Origin of the sequence: Natranaeroarchaeum aerophilus, assembly GCF_023638055.1 — an archaeon.
GTDB classification, from domain to species: Archaea; Halobacteriota; Halobacteria; order Halobacteriales; family Natronoarchaeaceae; genus Natranaeroarchaeum; species Natranaeroarchaeum aerophilum.
This window is the reverse complement of sequence record NZ_JAKRVY010000003.1, coordinates 260,585-276,461: the sequence shown is the minus strand read 5'-3', so window position 1 is coordinate 276,461 and position 15,877 is coordinate 260,585. Positions and strand designations below refer to the sequence as shown.

Here is a 15,877-nt window from a genome sequence, read left to right as displayed (position 1 = left end):
ATCGGTGGGGAGTCAACCGATCCGGTGTGGATAGTTTGCCAATCGTGCACACTTACTCTGGCCATGCTATGCATATATATCATTGGCCTTTCTGGCCGGATTGTTTCAGATGATTGCTTTCATTCGGATTCTGATGACAAGAATCAAAGATCGCCCCGCGGCGGCTATCACTTTCACTATGCTGTTAACGGAGGTTTATGTAGGGTCGGGCACAACGGAGAGCTATGGCAGCAAACGAGGATCTAGAGGAACTCCCTGGCGTCGGTCCGGCAACCGCAGAGAAGCTTCAGGAGAACGGCTTCGACTCGTATCAGGGGCTGGCAGTCGCCAGTCCGGGCGAACTGAGCAACACCGCCGACGTCGGCGAAAGTACAGCCTCGGACATTATTCAGGCTGCACGAAAAGCCGCAGATATCGGTGGCTTCGAGAGCGGTGCACAGGTACTCGAACGCCGCGAGGAGATCGGCAAACTCTCTTTCAACATCGACGAGGTCGACGACCTGCTGTCGGGCGGCGTCGAGACCCAGTCGATCACCGAGGTCTACGGCGAGTTCGGATCCGGGAAGTCACAGGTCACACACCAGCTTTCGGTGAACGTTCAGCTCCCCAAAGAGCACGGCGGGCTCCACGGTAGCGCCATCTTCATCGATAGCGAGGACACGTTCCGCCCCGAGCGGATCGACGACATGATCCGCGGGCTGGACGACGAGATCATCGCTGCGACGATGGAAGACCGCGAGATCGAGGGAGAGCCGGGCGAGGACGAAGCGATGGAAGAGCTTCTGGAAAGCTTCCTCGACAACATCCACGTTGCGAAGGCGTTCAACAGCAACCACCAGATCCTGCTGGCCGAGAAGGCAAAGGAGCTAGCAAGCGAGAGTCAGGACGACGAGTTCCCGACTCGCCTCCTCTGTGTCGACTCGCTGACGGCACACTTCCGTGCGGAGTACGTCGGTCGGGGCCAGCTCGCCGAGCGCCAGCAGAAACTCAACAAGCACCTCCACGACCTGATGCGCGTCGGCGACCTCAACAATACGGCCGTCCTCGTCACCAATCAGGTATCCTCGAATCCCGATTCCTTCTTCGGCGACCCGACCCAGCCGATCGGCGGCAACATCCTTGGGCATACCTCGACGTTCCGCGTCTATCTGCGCAAGTCCAAGGGATCGAAGCGGATCTTCAAGCTCGTTGATGCCCCGAACCTGGCTGACGGTGAGGCGATCATGCGCGTCGAGGACGAAGGGCTCGTCCCCGAGTAGCGCCACAGGCGCTAGAAGCGATCGACGCTGTTTTTCCGACGATCGATCAGCGACTGCGCACGTGATCGCAAGGGGGCTGTAGGTTCTCACAGGATGGGATCATTTGACCCATTTAAGTATATGAAGAACATTATCGGTGATATTCAGAGGGTACGATGAGCGACACTTATCAATCAGATTCGACGACTGGAGTCGATGTAGCAGACGACCCGCGGGCCGATTACGATTATCAGGGTGGCGAGATCGAACGGCCGGACCTCGTTGACGACCTCGGAGCACTGGTCGACGGGGACGTCCGATTTGACTCCTACAGCCGACAGCTGTACGCCACCGATGCAAGTGCCTACCAGCAGCTCCCGATCGGCGTCGTCTCACCGCGCTCGACCGAGGACGTCGCCGCGGTGATGGAGTACTGTGCCGACAGGGAGATTCCCGTCCTCCCACGAGGCGGTGGGACGAGCCTCGCCGGACAGGCAGTCAACGAGGCGGTCGTGCTGGATTTCAAACGCCACATGAACGGCTTTCTTTCTGTCGATCCCGACGAGGAAGTCGCGCGAGCGCAAGCTGGAATCACGCTTGCACGTCTCAACGATCATCTCGAGGAACACGACCTGAAGTACGCCCCTGATCCAGCGTGGGGCGACAAAAGCGTACTCGGTGGCTGTATCGGCAACAATACGACTGGCGCACACTCCCTGAAGTATCACAAAGCCGACGGATACGTCGAATCAGTCGAAACGGTGCTGGCCGACGGTACCGTGACGGAGTTCGGCTGGGTCGACGTGGAAGACCTCGACGAGCTCGCCGGGGATGACGATCTCGAAGCGCGGATCTACGCCGAGGTCCAGTCGATCCTCGAGGAACACACCGACGAGATCGAGGCGAAGTTCCCGGATCTCAAGCGCAACGTCTCGGGGTACAATCTCGATCGGCTGGTCAAGGACGTCAACGAGCGAGGACAGGTCAACGTCGGGCGGCTGTTGGCAGGCAGCGAGGGGACGCTTGCGATCGTCACGGCGGCGGACGTCTCCCTCGAACCGATCCCGGCCGAGACTTCGGTCGTTCTCCTGACCTACGACGATATCATCTCGGCGATGGAAGACGTCGCGCCGATTCTCGAACACGATCCCGCCGCCGTCGAGGTGATGGACGATGTCTTGCTCGATCTGGCGCGGGATACCGGTCAGTTCGCGGATCTCGTTGCGACACTCCCCGAGGGGACTGACTCGACGTTGCTCGTGGAGTTTTACGCGGATTCGGTCGCCGAAGGGAAACAGAAGGTGGCAAATCTGCTCGCCGACCGGCTCCCCACACACGACGCCGAGGTCGAACCGGACGAGCCGACCAGCACAGACGCACCGGTCAACGCCGTCGACGCGCTGGAGGCGTACGATCCCGACCGGCAGGCGAAGTTCTGGAAGATGCGCAAGTCCGGCCTGCCGATCCTGCTTTCCCGGACTGGCGACGAAAAACACTGGCCGTTCGTCGAGGATACGGCGGTACCTGCCGAGAACCTCCCCGAGTACGTCGCCGATATCCAGGACGTGTTCGACGAGCACGACACCTTCGCCTCGTACTACGCCCACGCCGGACCTGGCGTCCTTCACATCCGGCCACTGCTGAACATCAAGACACAGGACGGGCTGGACACGATGGCCGAAATCTCCGACGCGTTGACCGACCTCGTCGTCGAGTACGATGGCTCCGTCTCTGGCGAACACGGCGACGGGCGCGCCCGCACGAAGTGGAACAAGAAACTCTACGGCGACCAGCTGTGGACCGTCTTCCGTGACCTGAAATCGACGTTCGATCCACAGGGGCTGTTGAACCCAGGTAACGTCTGTGGCGACCCCGACCCAACCGAGAACCTGCGGTTCGACCCCGAGTATAGCTTCGATGCTGACTTCGATCCGGTGCTCAACTGGGAGAACGACAACGGCTTCCAGGGAATGGCCGAGCTCTGTCACGGCTGTGCTGGGTGTGAGGGCCATCAGGACACGACCGGCGGGACGATGTGCCCGACCTACCGGGCGACCGACGAGGATATCACCTCGACACGTGGGCGGGCGAACATGCTCCGGAACGCGATGAACGGCGAACTGCCCGACGAACTGTTCACCGACGAGTTCGTCAACGAAGTGCTCGATCTCTGTATCGCCTGCAAGGGCTGCAAGAACGACTGTCCGAGCGGCGTCGACATGGCGAAGCTCAAAGCCGAAGTCACCCACGAGTACCACCAGCGTGAGGGGATCCCGCTGCGTGATCGGCTCTTCGCCAACGTCGAGACGCTGTTCAAACTGGGGAGCACGTTTGCACCAGTCTCGAACATCGCGACGAGCCTTCCGGGAACCAACTGGATGGCCGAGCAGGCGATGGGAATCGCCCGCGAGCGTGATCTCCCGTCGTTCCACCGCAAGACGTTCCGAAAGTGGATGCGCTCGCGTGGTGGATCCACGGTGGCGGAAGCCGATGCGGAGCGAAAGGCGCTGCTGATCGCCGATCCCTACACCGACTACACGCACCCACACGTCGGAAAAGCCGCGGTCGAGGCGCTGGAGGCCGCAGGCGTCCACGTCCGGGTCCCCGACGACGTGACCGACAGTGGTCGCCCGGCGTTCTCGAAGAGTATGCTCGATCACGCCCGGTCGACCGCACGGGAGAACGTCGACACGCTTGCACCGCTCATCGCAGAGGGCTGGGATGTCGTAACGGTCGAGCCGTCCGACGCCGTCATGTACCAGTCGGACTACCAGTCCCTGCTTGCTGGCGAGGACGTCGACGCCGTCGCGGCCAACACCTACGGCGTCTGCGAGTATATCGACGGGTTCGAGCTCGATCAGGAGATGAGCTTCGACGCGAGCGCCGAGCCGCTGGCGTACCACGGCCACTGCCAGCAGAAGGCAACACGCAAGGACCACCACGCAGTCGGCGTGCTCCGGCGGGCCGGCTACGAGGTCGACGCACTGGATTCCTCGTGCTGTGGGATGGCCGGGTCCTTTGGCTATCAGGCCGAACACTACTCGATGAGTCAGGCGATCGCCGACACGCTCTTCGGGCAGGTCGACGACTCGCCGGGCGAGCAGGTCGTCGCGCCGGGGGCGTCCTGTCGGACACAGCTGTCTGACTACGAGGCCCAGCACGGCGAACCACCGCATCCGATCGAACGCGTCGCAGACGCGCTGGCGAGTAACTAGGCCCCACCACTTAACACCGCGCGCTCCCACGGTGAGATATGCTCACCGAGGGAACCAGGGCACCCGATTTCACCCTGCCTGCGGCGGTCAACGGAGAGATCGAACAGCTCACGTTCAGTGAGTACGCAGCAGATCAACTCACCGTTCTCGCATTCTATCCGGCCGATTTCAGTCCAACATGTACCGACGAACTCTGCTCGCTCCGTGATATCGATCTGTTCAACTTACAGGACGAGATATCGATCCTCGGGATTTCGACCGACAGCGCCTTTAGCCATCTCGAGTTCGCCCGCCAGAACGGCCTGGAGTTTCCGCTGCTGAGTGACAACGATGGCCGGATCGCCGAGCTTTTTGGGGTTCTCCATGACGAGTACGAGGGACACAACCGACTCGCCAGGCGGGCGGTGTTCGTCGTCGACGACCGCAAAGAGATCAGATATGCGTGGTCGACGGACGATCCGTCTCAACTGCCGGATATCGATGCGGTCAGGGACGCAGTCGACTCGGTACAGGACGACCGAGGGGCGATCGATCGATACCGTTCGGCACACGACCACTACCGGTACGGTCGGTCCGAGCTGGAGAACGCACGGGCGGCGTATGCGGGGGAGAACTGGGGCGTTGCGGCCGAGGCGTTCGCCGAAGCAAAGTACTACTTCGAGGAGGCAGAGAGTGGGTTCGACACGGCGCGGCGATTCGCCGAGTCCACAAACGTGGTTCGGACCGCTGAGAGCGCAAAAACCAAGACGAACCAGTACCGCCAGTGTGCTCGCTGGTACGGCAAAGCGGCGCGGCGACGAACCAACGGAGACACACCGCTCGCGACGGAGACCGAAGCTGACGCCGAAGCGGCCCTTGATGCTGCACGCGAGATGGAGCCGGTACAGGATCTCTATACCCTTTGAACCGCTTTGTGTGTCGTGTTTTCCTCGCTCCCTAGAAGGGATACTAGGTCTCTAGGGGATACATCATCACCCCCCAAACATTATAGCGAAGTTTTATAATGATCTTTCACCCAAGAACAGATGACGATGAACAACACAACCGAACTGTTCACCGACGCGGAGTTCCCAATCACGTCCGACGAACTGCTTGACCGATACGGCGACGAAGAGATCGATCTCTCCAACGAAACCCTGCGTGAGGTCCTCGAACGGACCGGCCCGGAGACGTACGAGAACAGAGAAGACGCCGAGTTCGCCGTCTACTCCGGAGTCAGCGATCGAGCGATCGGCCGCAAGGGATACAGCGACCGCGACCCGACGCCGCTGGGCAGTCCGCACGGCCCCGATCAGTACTCCTTCTAACCCCTGTCCAGCACGGCGTCGACGTCCAGCGGTGGCCGTCCCGTCGCGTATCCGTCGACCGAGCCGGACGGGCGCACCCGGTAGACGATTGCCGGGCGGTGGGGAAGGTCGGGACGCTCCCCTTTGATCGCCGCCCACTCGTCCTCCCGAAAGCTCGAACAATCGACCAGAAGGACTGCATCCCCGTTATGTCGTAACTGTCCCGTCGCTTTCGTTCCTGCAGTCTCCCGGACGGCGGCTGTCGGCGTACTTGCGTTGCGTCGCGTCGGCGGCTGGGGTCGCGTCACTTCGACCAGCGTCCCCGACCCGCCGTCAGCCTCGACAGCCCCATCAGCTTCTGCTGGTCGGGCACGAAAGTCCAGTGAATGACCCGTTCCGACCTCGATCTCGGGAGTGATCTCGTAGCCCGCATCGATCAGTAGCTTTGCGGCATTGAACTCGCCCATGGCGGCGGTCATTCGTACCCTGTCGAATAGCTCGCTGGTCCCGAGTTTCCCCGCCATCGTCTCACGATACTCGTCGAGTCGCCCCGTCGAGAGGAACTCGTCGTAAAACGCCAGCGCGTCCTCGCTCTCCGCGTCCGGGAAGCCTCCGGCGTGCTCGCTAAAGAACGCCCGCGTCGTCTCGCGACCGTCTTTTGACATGAAAACAGGGAGAAAGTACCATGAGAGATGGCTGTACTGCTCTAGCCACGGATCCTCCTCGTACAGTTCCGCCAGGAACTCCCGCTGTGCCCAGCGGGCGATCTGATACGGAACACTGCGCCAGCCGTACTTGTCGGTTCGCCAGAGGGACTCGGGCGTCTCAGTGTTGCCAAGCCAGTAGCCGTGGTTGTCGTTCCACGCGAACAGCGCAAGATCACCGTTGTCGACATCGTATCGACGGGTCTGCCAGCTGCCGGTCGGCTCGAATCGGGGGCTCGTGCGTCGTGCGCCGAGGTTGGCGTCCAGCGGATCGAAGATGTCACGTTCGACTCTGGCTGCCGTCCAGCGCTCGTCTGATCTGCGGAATCGAAGCGGGCTCGCCACGAAATTGCCTAGGGAGCGGAGTGGTATACCAGTTGTCCTCGGCCGAGAATCCTATCTGAACGACCGTTACATTGATAACTGACCACACGCAAGTATGCGTATACTTACCATGTCACTTGGTGCCTACGACGAGGACGAACACGAACGCCGAGAGCAGAAAACGAGTACGGTCGATGCGGACTTCGACGACGCCAGAGAGGAGTACCGTGGCACCATCGAATACGATTCCGGCGACTCGGCCGAAGACCTTCTGGATACGTTCGAGGAGATCAAATCGAACTGACGAAGGATCTTATTCTTCCGGTGCTACCGGAGTAGTGCTGTCGACAGTGCGACCGCACCGCCGGTTGCGACCACGTGGCCGACCAGCGCTGCCGCCAGTACTGGGCGATCCCACACGAAGGGGAGCAGTGCCAGCTGAATCGCGGCGAAGCCGATGTTGAGTAGATCCAGCTGTCGGTATGCGAGGGCTGTCCCGTCATCGAACTCGAAGGTGTAGGACCGCCAGACAGCAACGACGCTCGCCCACCAGCTCGTCCCGATCCGATAGGCCACATCCCAGGCGATCAGGAGCGCGAGAAAGACCACGAGCAGCGGAGGCTCCGGACCGAACAGGCGTTCGACGAGCGATAGCGACGCGGTGCGCGGGTCGTACACGAACAGGTAGGTGACGAGGACGAGGAAGGCGACCAGCCCGAGGACGACCTCGAAACTGGAGCCAAAAAGTGCGGTCCGGTAGGCGTCCGGTGGGTCCAGTGCACGGAGTCGCTGGCTGAACCGCAACATGACGGCGCTACCGACTGCAGCGACGCCGACTGCCACGGTCCCGAACGCGGCCGCATACCACAGATCGTAGTAGAGCGCACCGAGCAGGACCGCGAACTCGAAGCCGATTAGCTGGATCGTGACCGCCGCCCGGTCCGAGAGATTGAGGCCGGGGATCGCCCCGACGATACTCTCATAGACCCACGCTTCACCGTACTCGACGTTCATCCAGTGGCCTCCGCTGGCGGCGACGGAGGCGGAGATTCACTGCCGAACGCCCGCCGGACCGCCGTCTCGAACGATGTCGGCTCGACGTCAACGAACTGCTGGATCCGATCGTCCTCGACGACGACCGGCGTCTTGAGACCCGCAATCAGGGGCCTGGCAACTGAGGTAGGCACGTCCGTGACGAAGGTGAGCCAGTGAGAAGACAGCGTCGGTGTGAGCACCGGGACCGGGACGATGTAGACGGTTCGTCCAGCGATCTCGGCCGTACGCTGTAACATCTCCTGATAGGTCATCACCTCCGGGCCGCCGATCTCGAACGTCCCGCCCGCAGTCTCGGGGGCGTCGAGCACGCCCACGAGGTAAGTGATCACGTCGTCGATCGCGATCGGCTGACAGCGGGTCCGGACCCACTTCGGGGCAAGCATCACTGGCAGCCGACCAGTGAGCTGATCGATCAGCTCGAAGCTCGCGCTCCCCTCGCCGACGATGACCGCCGCACGGAGCGTCGTCAGGTCGTACGTTCCCTCGTCCAGCAATCGCCCGACCTCCTGTCGGGAACGCAGATGTGCGGAGACGCCCTCATCGTCCTCGCTGGGGCCGAGCCCGCCGAGGTAGATCACGCGCTCGACATCTGCTGCGCTTGCGGCTGCACGGAAATGCCGGGCTGCCTGGCGATCACGCTCCTCGAAGTCCCCGCTGGATCCCATCGAGTGAACGAGATAGTACGCCGCGTCGACCCCTGCCAGTGCGGACTCGAAGCTACCCTGTTCGAGTAGATCGCCCTCATAGACCCCGATATCGTCGGCCACGTCGGGCTCGTAGCTCGATCGATCCCTGACGAGCACGCGCACCTCGTGGCCAGCATCGAGGAGTGCCGGGACGAGTCGGCGTCCGACAAAGCCGGTCGCGCCGGTGACGAGAACGTTCATACGAACCGGTAGGACGCCGGGCTAATAATATCGCCGCCCGATTACTTCCAGCCTGGCGTGCTGGGCGCACCCCGCTCGTCCTCGACGTCGACCGCGATGGCAGGATCCGGGGCGGAGCGGCCCGGCGGTTCAGACCGATCGGTCCAGTTGGCGAGAGCGTCGTCGACCCACGAGTTTCCGTCGAGGGCCTGCTTCCGGAACTCCTCGTACTGTTCCTCTTCGACAGTCGTCGTGCCGGGACTGGACGCCGCAGCGACCGCAAGACACTCCGCGCGATCCGCGGCGCTGGATTCACCGGCGGCACAGCGCTCGATCGAGCCAGTCAGCCGTGCTGGCTCGGGATGGACGAACAGTTTCTCGCCGAGAGCCTGTGGGCCGAGCAGGAGTCCATCGAGGTCATCGGGCGGCTCGTCGTCGAGCAGTCGCTCGCCACCGAAGGCGTCCTCGACGCGCTCGCACATCGTCTCCTGATCGAGCGCGAGGTTGTGGCCCGGATACGACGCACACTGTTCGGGATAGCGATCCGTCTCGTGGATCCGACACTGGAGCGTGGTCGGGTCGAGGAAGACACAGCTACGGAGCCAGTGTGGGGACTCGCCGAACGGCGCGACGGGTTTGGGGACTTTCCGGAGCCCAATAAAAAAGACGGGGTTGCCATCGATCGCGGCGAGTTCGTGGCCGTCGATCCGGACTCCATCGTCGGCCGTAAAGAACCGGGGTGTCATCGCGGCAGCCATCCCGTCGTCGAGGAACTGCCGGACCTCCGAGCGAGTCAGCGGCGTGAGGTTGTAGGTGTCGTCGAGAGGCTGGTACGGGCCGTGGCGCTCGTGGTCGAGATCCGCCTCGGTCAGTGGTCGCCAGTCGAGACAACAGCCCGCGCAGCCTGCACAGTCCACCCGCATGTTGGGTACTACTACTACTTCTGTCGACTAAACTCCGGGTGCCGGGCACGCATAACTACACGGCAGGAGGTCCCTGTCAGAAGGTTTTCACGGGGTGAGCCCCTACGTCGCCCTGATGGGACGCCAACCGTGTGATGGCTGTGGCCGGAAGGTGCGGATCGGCGGCGGAATCAGCGACTTCTGGACGATGAAGCCGACGGCGACCGACGGGATGACACTGGAGTTCGAGGACGATAGCGAGCACTTTCTCTGTAATGAGTGTATCGACCAGCTACCCGACTATCCGGATGCATCGGACGTCGAGGCGCTCGAACGGCGGGACGTCGAGTAGCGGATGTATCCGCTGTCTGCCGGTGTTAGCGTTGCTACCTGTCTTTTTTCGGAGAGTACTGCGGAGCTCGGACAGAAAGTATTTACCGGGATGGCGGACAGACCGAGGCACCGAGATGGCGTTATTACAGGAGCTAGAACAGCGACTCAAGCATGCGTACGGCACTGAGGCGGCCGTTCACCGGGAGTGCAGGCGCTGTGGAACGACCGTCACGCCGACCGAACGAGCCTGTCCCGCCTGCGGTTCGGGAGAGATCAGCGAACTCTCACTGTAGGGCGATCAGCCTCCGGAGACCAACGACCTTCCGCAAGGTTAAGACCGAGGACGCAGAAAGCCAGCACAGTGGACCCCGACAGGATCTTCGATGCGTTCCCCGCACCTTCCTACCGTGGGAACCAGCAGTCTGCGCTGGCCGACATCCAGTCCGCGTTCGATGCGGGCAACGACGTCGTGCTCGTCAGGGCACCGACCGGGAGCGGCAAGTCCCTGCTCGCGCGTGCGATCGCCGGCTGTGCGCGCCGCGGTGCGGACGCAACGCCGAGTCAGGCAACCAAGGCGTACTACACGACGCCACAGGTCTCGCAACTGGACGACGTGGCCGACGACGACCTGCTCGAGGACCTGAGCATCATCCGCGGAAAGAGTAACTACGACTGCATCCTGCCGAACGAGACGGAGACGCCTGTCGATCAGGCCCCCTGCGCCCGCGAACGGGGCTACGACTGCTCGGTCAAACACCGCTGTCCGTACTTTTCGGATCGGGCCATCGCCTCGAACCGCCGGATCGCCGCGATGACCCTGGCCTATTTCATGCAAACCGCTGGATCGGACGTCTTCCGCAAGCGCGATGTCTGTGTGATCGACGAGGCCCACGGGCTGGCAGAGTGGGCGGAGATGTACGCGACGACGCATCTCGGTCCCCGAACCGTCCCGTTCTGGGAGGAGCTGCGCGTGCCTGCCCTCGATGGGCTCGACGAGGCCGTCGAGTATGCCGACGCGCTGGTCACCCAGTGTACGCGTCGCAAGGACGACCTGCTCGAAAAAGGCGATCTCAGCGCCGAGGAGGCCGCGGAGCGGGATCGCCTGCAGGAGCTGATCTCCGAGCTAAACTGGTTCGTCGAGGACTACCGCGATCCGGGGAGTGCAACGACCTGGCTCGTCGACCAGGACGAGAACGATGGGAACTCCGACGGGGAGGGAGGACCCGTGACGATCAAGCCGATGGATCCCGAGCGGTATCTTCGCCACACCGTCTGGGACCGGGCAAACAGATTTGCCTTGCTATCCGCCACGATTCTCAACAAGGAGGCCTTCTGTCGCGGCGTCGGGCTCGACCCGGCGAACGTCGCGCTGGTCGATGTCGGTCACACGTTTCCGGTCGAACACCGGCCGCTGTACGACGTCACGCAGGGGAAGATGACCTACGAGCACCGCTCGGAGACGCTCCCGAAGGTCGCCCGAACGGTGGTCCAGATTATGCGAAAACACGACGACGAGAAGGGGCTCGTTCACTGCCACTCCTACGACATTCAGGATCGGCTGGCGACGCAGTTGCGCGAGTTCGGTGTTGGCGATCGGATCCGAACCCACGACCGGGAGCACCGGGACGCCGATCTGGACGCGTGGAAGGCCAGCGACGACGCGAGCGTCTTCCTCTCGGTGAAGATGGAGGAAGCCCTGGATCTGGAGGGCGACCTCGCGCGCTGGCAGGTGCTCTGCAAGGCACCCTATCCGAACACTGGCGACTCGCGGGTCGCTCACCGGCTGGAGGACGGCCAGTGGGGCTGGTACTATCGCGCCGCACTCAGGACGGTGATTCAGGCCTGTGGTCGGGTCGTTCGCGCGCCTGAGGATTACGGCGCGACGTATCTGGCTGATTCGAGTTTACTCGACCTGTTCGAGCGCGCGCGCCACGACGTCCCCGAGTGGTTCGACGAGCAGATCAGGCAGATGAGCCAGCCGGAGCTTCCGGCGTTTGACCCCGACGAAGCGCTCGGTGAGAGGAGTGTGGGGCGAGCGGGCGGGCAGCGCCGAAGTGGGTCGGGCAGTACGGAGCGCTCGGGGAGTAACACGTCGAGCGCCAAAACGGGAAGCCGGTCGGCGGGACGAAAGCGGCAAAAGTCCTCGAATAACAGCCCGATTGCGGACGTCTGGGACACCGAGTAAGAGATGAATCCCAGCAGGACTACACCAAACGATTAGTATGTGAGCGACTACCATTCAGTATGGGAGAGGAGGGAAGAGCAGTGAGAGAACGTGCAACGGTCCAGCAGTACGAGCCGCCAGTATTCGGTATCGAACGCGACATGTGGGTCGCAGAAGACGCCGAGACGGGCTGTACTGGGATCGGCCGTGTCGAGGACGAGGCGGTCGGCAACCTCGTTTCGCTGGTGCTCACCCACGAGTCAGCGGCCATCGATGAGACGGAGTACCTGAAGCTGCCGGGACAGGTGCGCGAGAAGCGGTGGAGTAACGCCGGCGCGCGAAAGCGTCGCGGGATCGTTGAGCGACTCTTCGATGGGTTCTGACCTTATAGCACCGAGGCGGTCATCGCCACGAGCGACGAGACCATCAGGAAGGTCAGAAATATCGCGAATATCTTTTGTCGGTCCATACGAGCGGGTACACGCCGAACCATCATTAATTCAACGGCAGCCGTATCCGGGGTAGAGCCAGCGGCATCGAGTCGCTACCGGTTGCTCCATCGGTCAGCACGCCTAGATAGACATTATTCGAAAGGGACATCGACGCCGTATGCCAGCCGCTCGCAACGCGAGCACTGTCACAGGGACATCGACAACCACGCAACTATACGTTGATTATTGCTGTGATCCTGTTAGAATAGAATAACTACTTTCTGGCGGCCAGGGATGGAACACGTTCGGAACCTGCTACCACCGGGTAATCTCCGAAATACAATGATACCCTTCCATGAGGCTCCGAACATGGATGACAATCCATCCAGACGGACGGTACTAGGAGCGAGTGGGTTGGTCGCAGCAGGTCTTGCAGGCTGTCTCGACAGCGAGGGAGACGACAACACTGGTCAGAATGGTAACGAGAACGGCAATGAAAACGGCAACGAAAATAGCAACGAGAACGGAAACGAAAACAACTTCGAGAACACGTTGGACTGGGGCGGACAGGGCGACGAGTTCGCCACCCTCGACTGTGAGGACGACGAGGTCGGCTTCTGGAAATGGATCCTGACGCCCGGTGGACAGCCACCAATCGAGGAGGGGGCGCAGCTCACTGTTACGTACGAAGACAACACGACGGAAACGTACGATGGCTTCCGTCCCGGTGAGGGACAAGGTGCGGTCCAGTTCGAGGCGTTCAAAGACGGGGGCGGTACCGTCGAGAGCGCGTTCGTCGAGTTCAATGGCGGCGGGAACAACCCCGTCCTCACGATCAGCGAGGCGGAGTGTCGCGAGGGTGAGGACGACGAGAAAGACCTCGAAGTCGAGACGAAACCGGCAACGGAGATCAACGGCTCGACGGCGACACTCAACGGCTTCCTCACGGAGATCGGTGACTTCACCGAGGTCGAGGCGTTCTTCGAGTGGCGTAATATCGAAGACGACGACTTCCAGCAGACGGAGCGACAGACACTTACTGAGACCGGTCCGTTCAGCGCCGAAATCGACGTCGAGCCCGGCGAGTCCTACGAGTTCCGGGCGGTCGTTGAGGCAAACGACCACCGGGTCGTCGGCGTGACGCTTGACTTCGAGAAGGACGAAGACGACAAAGAAGACGAGAAGGACAAGCCGGACGTGAAAGAGCACGTCGACGTCAAGGTCGTCAAGCACAAAGAGAAAGACGGCACTGTCAAAGCCAAGGTTCGGGTCTACAACGACAGCGACCACGACCTGAAGCTCTCGTGGGACCTCAAGGACGGCAACGACGGCGAGAAGATCGAGGTGCCAAAACACGGCAAGACGAGCTTCTGGGTCTACGACGCGACGAAGTACGAGAAAGTGTACATCCGCCACGACGGCGAGAAGGTCGCGTACACGAAACTGGACGAGAAAGACGATCACGACGACAAAGACGACCACGACGATTACGACAAGTACAAAGAGTACGTCGACGTGGATGTCCTCGATTACAAGCACAAAGACGGCAAGGTCAAGATCAAGTGTGCAATCTACAACGACCTCGACCACAAGCTAAAGTTCTCGTGGAACGCCAAAGGGAGCAACTACGGCGGAAAAATTAGCGTTCCGGCCAACGGCAAAGATACCTTCTGGGTCGGTTACATCGAAAAGTCGTCGAAGATCGAGATCCTCGTCGACGGAGATGTAGTCATGTACATCGACCCGGACGACTACGAGGACTACTTCGACGATAACGACAACCACGACGATAACGACGATAACGACGACAAGGACGGATACTGAAACTCCAGAGTATCCAGGCCGACTTTTTTGCGGTATGTCGCTGCCGGGCAGCGGAAACTGAGGGTGAAGAGCTACTCGATGTCGATGGAGTGCCCCTCGTCCGAGCCGAACTCCTTTGGCACTGTGACGGTCAACACGCCATTGGTGTGAGACGCCGTCACCGATTCTGCGTCGACCGACTCGGGGAACGGAATCGACCGGGAGACGGACTGTCGACGGCGCTCCCTGCGGAGATAGTGGTCAGCTTCGTCTTCGGACTCGACCTCACGCTCGGCCTCGAGCCGGAGCGTGTCTTCCGCGAGAGTCAGGTCGATATCCTCCGTCTCGTAGCCCGGCAGGTCGACGGTGACGACGAACTCCTCGTCGCGGTTCGCAACGTCGACTGCCGTCGAACCGGTGCGTGCCTGGAGATCCATACCTCCCTCAAACCCCTGTTCCATTCGCTGTAGCAGGGACTCGAACTCCTCGAACGGGTTGCCTTTCATACTTACTCAGGGCGATCTGCCCGCCTCTACCTACGTCATCCCGACCTATAACTTCTGTCCCCTCAACGAGAACAGAGTTAGGGAGTCACACGACATGCGAGGTGTCGTACGATCCGAGTCGACGAATCCAGCCATCCGTTGCGAGTTCGTCGATATCGGCCAGCGCCTGCTCGGTTCGGTCCTCGTACAGCCCTGCCGCGATATCGATATGGAAGACGTAGTCGCCGAGGCGTTCGCCGCTGGGTCGGGACTCGACCCGGGTGAGGTTGATGTCCCGGTCGGCGAAGGGTTCAAGCAGGTCGAGCAGGAGTCCCGGGTAGTCGTCGTTCGGGTAGACGATGAACGTGGATTTGCCGCCCGCCTGCGAGCGATCCTCGATCGGCGCGACGACGAAAAAGCGGGTTGCGTTGGAGTTCCGGTCCTGGATGTCCTCGGCGAGTACCTGCAGGCCATCTCCACTATTGTCGGGGTGGCCGATACCTGCCACAGTCGGATCCTCGCGGGCGATTTCGACGCCACGAGCCGTGCTGGCAACCGCTTCGAGGTCGACATCGGGGTACTGTTCGGACAGATACTCCCGGCACTGGGCGAGCGCCTGTGAGTGGCTGGCAACCGTCTCGAACGTCTCGTCCTGGGCGAGCAGGGCGTGACGGATCGGCGTGACGATCTCCTCGACGACGGCGAGTTCGTTGTCGGCGAGCACGTCGAGGCTCTCGGTGACACTACCCTCGATACTGTTTTCGATCGGAACGACGCCGCGGTCGTACTGGCCGTCGGCGACCGCCTCGACGATGGCGGTGACGGACTCGCGGAACTCGACGACGTCCGCGACCGACCGGGCGGCACGATGGGAGTAGGTCCCTTCGGGACCCAGTGTGACTGCTTTCATCGACTTCCTGTACTCCGAGCGGGCCTAAAAGAGCGTCGGCGAAGCGCGATCGGCGGGTGTGCCTGGCCGAATCTCACTGTACTTATGGTACCCCGATACAGAGTTTGAAGATGATGTCTCCCCTCAGTCAGAACGGTCGCCGCATCGCGGAGGAGTGTAC

Annotated in this window: 16 protein-coding genes; 10 read left to right on the top strand and 6 right to left on the bottom strand. The window is 61.6% G+C overall.

The window, feature by feature from the left end:
• Positions 1–224: 224 nt before the first annotated feature.
• The 4 genes from radA (at position 225) to AArcSt11_RS08255 (ending at position 5,760) form a co-directional block, all read left to right on the top strand.
• Positions 225–1,259, top strand: a complete 1,035-nt coding sequence (gene radA / locus AArcSt11_RS08270) for a DNA repair and recombination protein RadA (protein WP_250596209.1) — start codon at positions 225–227, stop codon at positions 1,257–1,259.
• Positions 1,260–1,414: 155 nt separating this feature from the next.
• Entirely contained in the window at positions 1,415–4,453 is a 3,039-nt protein-coding gene (locus tag AArcSt11_RS08265) for an FAD-binding and (Fe-S)-binding domain-containing protein (protein WP_250596207.1), read from the top strand.
• Between the two features lie 38 nt (positions 4,454–4,491).
• Positions 4,492–5,358, top strand: a complete 867-nt coding sequence (locus tag AArcSt11_RS08260) for a redoxin domain-containing protein (protein ID WP_250596205.1) — start codon at positions 4,492–4,494, stop codon at positions 5,356–5,358.
• Positions 5,359–5,478: 120 nt separating this feature from the next.
• Positions 5,479–5,760, top strand: a complete 282-nt coding sequence (locus tag AArcSt11_RS08255) for a DUF5789 family protein (RefSeq protein WP_353617723.1) — start codon at positions 5,479–5,481, stop codon at positions 5,758–5,760.
• Here AArcSt11_RS08255 and AArcSt11_RS08250 read toward each other — a convergent pair.
• A complete protein-coding gene (locus AArcSt11_RS08250) occupies positions 5,757–6,788 on the bottom strand; it encodes a DUF5784 family protein (protein WP_250596201.1) in 1,032 nt (343 codons plus the stop codon). The genes AArcSt11_RS08255 and AArcSt11_RS08250 overlap by 4 nt on opposite strands.
• A gap of 109 nt (positions 6,789–6,897) precedes the next feature.
• On the opposite strand from AArcSt11_RS08250, the gene AArcSt11_RS08245 reads away from it, so the two are divergent.
• Entirely contained in the window at positions 6,898–7,071 is a 174-nt protein-coding gene (locus AArcSt11_RS08245) for a DUF5786 family protein (protein ID WP_238479960.1), read from the top strand.
• A 23-nt stretch (positions 7,072–7,094) separates the two neighbouring features.
• Here AArcSt11_RS08245 and AArcSt11_RS08240 read toward each other — a convergent pair whose 3' ends face one another.
• Genes AArcSt11_RS08240 through AArcSt11_RS08230 form a run of 3 tightly spaced genes read right to left on the bottom strand, consistent with a single transcriptional unit; the run spans position 7,095 to position 9,612 of the window.
• On the bottom strand, positions 7,095–7,781 hold the full coding sequence (locus tag AArcSt11_RS08240) for a DUF7530 family protein (RefSeq protein ID WP_250596199.1): 687 nt from the start codon (positions 7,779–7,781) through the stop codon (positions 7,095–7,097).
• Positions 7,778–8,710 carry an NAD(P)H-binding protein gene (locus AArcSt11_RS08235; RefSeq protein ID WP_250596195.1) on the bottom strand — a complete coding sequence of 311 codons (933 nt, stop codon included), beginning with the start codon at positions 8,708–8,710 and terminating at the stop codon, positions 7,778–7,780. Before AArcSt11_RS08235 ends, AArcSt11_RS08240 begins: the two co-directional genes overlap by 4 nt.
• A 41-nt stretch (positions 8,711–8,751) precedes the next feature.
• Positions 8,752–9,612: a YkgJ family cysteine cluster protein gene (locus tag AArcSt11_RS08230; protein ID WP_250596189.1), complete on the bottom strand. Its 861-nt coding sequence runs from the start codon at positions 9,610–9,612 to the stop codon at positions 8,752–8,754.
• 115 nt (positions 9,613–9,727) lie between these two features.
• On the opposite strand from AArcSt11_RS08230, the gene AArcSt11_RS08225 reads away from it, so the two are divergent.
• The 5 genes from AArcSt11_RS08225 to AArcSt11_RS08205 all read left to right on the top strand — a co-directional run bounded on the left by AArcSt11_RS08225 (position 9,728) and on the right by AArcSt11_RS08205 (position 14,343).
• Positions 9,728–9,943, top strand: a complete 216-nt coding sequence (locus tag AArcSt11_RS08225; protein WP_250596187.1) for a DUF7561 family protein — start codon at positions 9,728–9,730, stop codon at positions 9,941–9,943.
• A 115-nt stretch (positions 9,944–10,058) separates the two neighbouring features.
• Entirely contained in the window at positions 10,059–10,217 is a 159-nt protein-coding gene (locus tag AArcSt11_RS08220; protein ID WP_250596184.1) for a hypothetical protein, read from the top strand.
• A 68-nt stretch (positions 10,218–10,285) separates the two neighbouring features.
• A complete protein-coding gene (locus tag AArcSt11_RS08215; RefSeq protein WP_250596181.1) occupies positions 10,286–12,109 on the top strand; it encodes an ATP-dependent DNA helicase in 1,824 nt (607 codons plus the stop codon).
• 59 nt (positions 12,110–12,168) lie between these two features.
• The gene (locus AArcSt11_RS08210; protein WP_250596180.1) at positions 12,169–12,471 is read left to right on the top strand and encodes a hypothetical protein; all 303 of its coding nucleotides are present in this window, start codon (positions 12,169–12,171) and stop codon (positions 12,469–12,471) included.
• 417 nt (positions 12,472–12,888) lie between these two features.
• On the top strand, positions 12,889–14,343 hold the full coding sequence (locus AArcSt11_RS08205) for a hypothetical protein (protein WP_250596178.1): 1,455 nt from the start codon (positions 12,889–12,891) through the stop codon (positions 14,341–14,343).
• Between the two features lie 71 nt (positions 14,344–14,414).
• Here the strand turns inward: AArcSt11_RS08205 and AArcSt11_RS08200 are convergent, their stop codons facing one another.
• Positions 14,415–14,828 (bottom strand): Hsp20/alpha crystallin family protein, encoded by a 414-nt coding sequence (locus AArcSt11_RS08200; protein ID WP_250596176.1) that lies wholly within the window; start codon positions 14,826–14,828, stop codon positions 14,415–14,417.
• 85 nt (positions 14,829–14,913) lie between these two features.
• Complete coding sequence (gene pheA / locus AArcSt11_RS08195; protein ID WP_250596174.1) at positions 14,914–15,717, bottom strand: prephenate dehydratase; 804 nt, start codon at positions 15,715–15,717, stop codon at positions 14,914–14,916.
• Between the last annotated feature and the right edge of the window lie 160 nt (positions 15,718–15,877).

What these genes read in the sequence shown, in the direction of transcription:
- AArcSt11_RS08225 (WP_250596187.1), top strand. Translation starts at nt 9,728, where the DNA reads ATGGGACGCCAACCGTGTGATGGCTGTGGCCGGAAGGTGCGGATCGGC.
- AArcSt11_RS08205 (WP_250596178.1), top strand. Translation starts at nt 12,889, where the DNA reads ATGGATGACAATCCATCCAGACGGACGGTACTAGGAGCGAGTGGGTTG.
- AArcSt11_RS08240 (WP_250596199.1), bottom strand. Translation starts at nt 7,781, where the DNA reads ATGAACGTCGAGTACGGTGAAGCGTGGGTCTATGAGAGTATCGTCGGG.
- AArcSt11_RS08255 (WP_353617723.1), top strand. Translation starts at nt 5,479, where the DNA reads ATGACGATGAACAACACAACCGAACTGTTCACCGACGCGGAGTTCCCA.
- pheA (WP_250596174.1), bottom strand. Translation starts at nt 15,717, where the DNA reads ATGAAAGCAGTCACACTGGGTCCCGAAGGGACCTACTCCCATCGTGCC.
- AArcSt11_RS08230 (WP_250596189.1), bottom strand. Translation starts at nt 9,612, where the DNA reads ATGCGGGTGGACTGTGCAGGCTGCGCGGGCTGTTGTCTCGACTGGCGA.
- AArcSt11_RS08200 (WP_250596176.1), bottom strand. Translation starts at nt 14,828, where the DNA reads ATGAAAGGCAACCCGTTCGAGGAGTTCGAGTCCCTGCTACAGCGAATG.
- AArcSt11_RS08235 (WP_250596195.1), bottom strand. Translation starts at nt 8,710, where the DNA reads ATGAACGTTCTCGTCACCGGCGCGACCGGCTTTGTCGGACGCCGACTC.
- AArcSt11_RS08245 (WP_238479960.1), top strand. Translation starts at nt 6,898, where the DNA reads ATGTCACTTGGTGCCTACGACGAGGACGAACACGAACGCCGAGAGCAG.
- AArcSt11_RS08210 (WP_250596180.1), top strand. Translation starts at nt 12,169, where the DNA reads ATGGGAGAGGAGGGAAGAGCAGTGAGAGAACGTGCAACGGTCCAGCAG.
- AArcSt11_RS08220 (WP_250596184.1), top strand. Translation starts at nt 10,059, where the DNA reads ATGGCGTTATTACAGGAGCTAGAACAGCGACTCAAGCATGCGTACGGC.
- AArcSt11_RS08260 (WP_250596205.1), top strand. Translation starts at nt 4,492, where the DNA reads ATGCTCACCGAGGGAACCAGGGCACCCGATTTCACCCTGCCTGCGGCG.
- radA (WP_250596209.1), top strand. Translation starts at nt 225, where the DNA reads ATGGCAGCAAACGAGGATCTAGAGGAACTCCCTGGCGTCGGTCCGGCA.
- AArcSt11_RS08265 (WP_250596207.1), top strand. Translation starts at nt 1,415, where the DNA reads ATGAGCGACACTTATCAATCAGATTCGACGACTGGAGTCGATGTAGCA.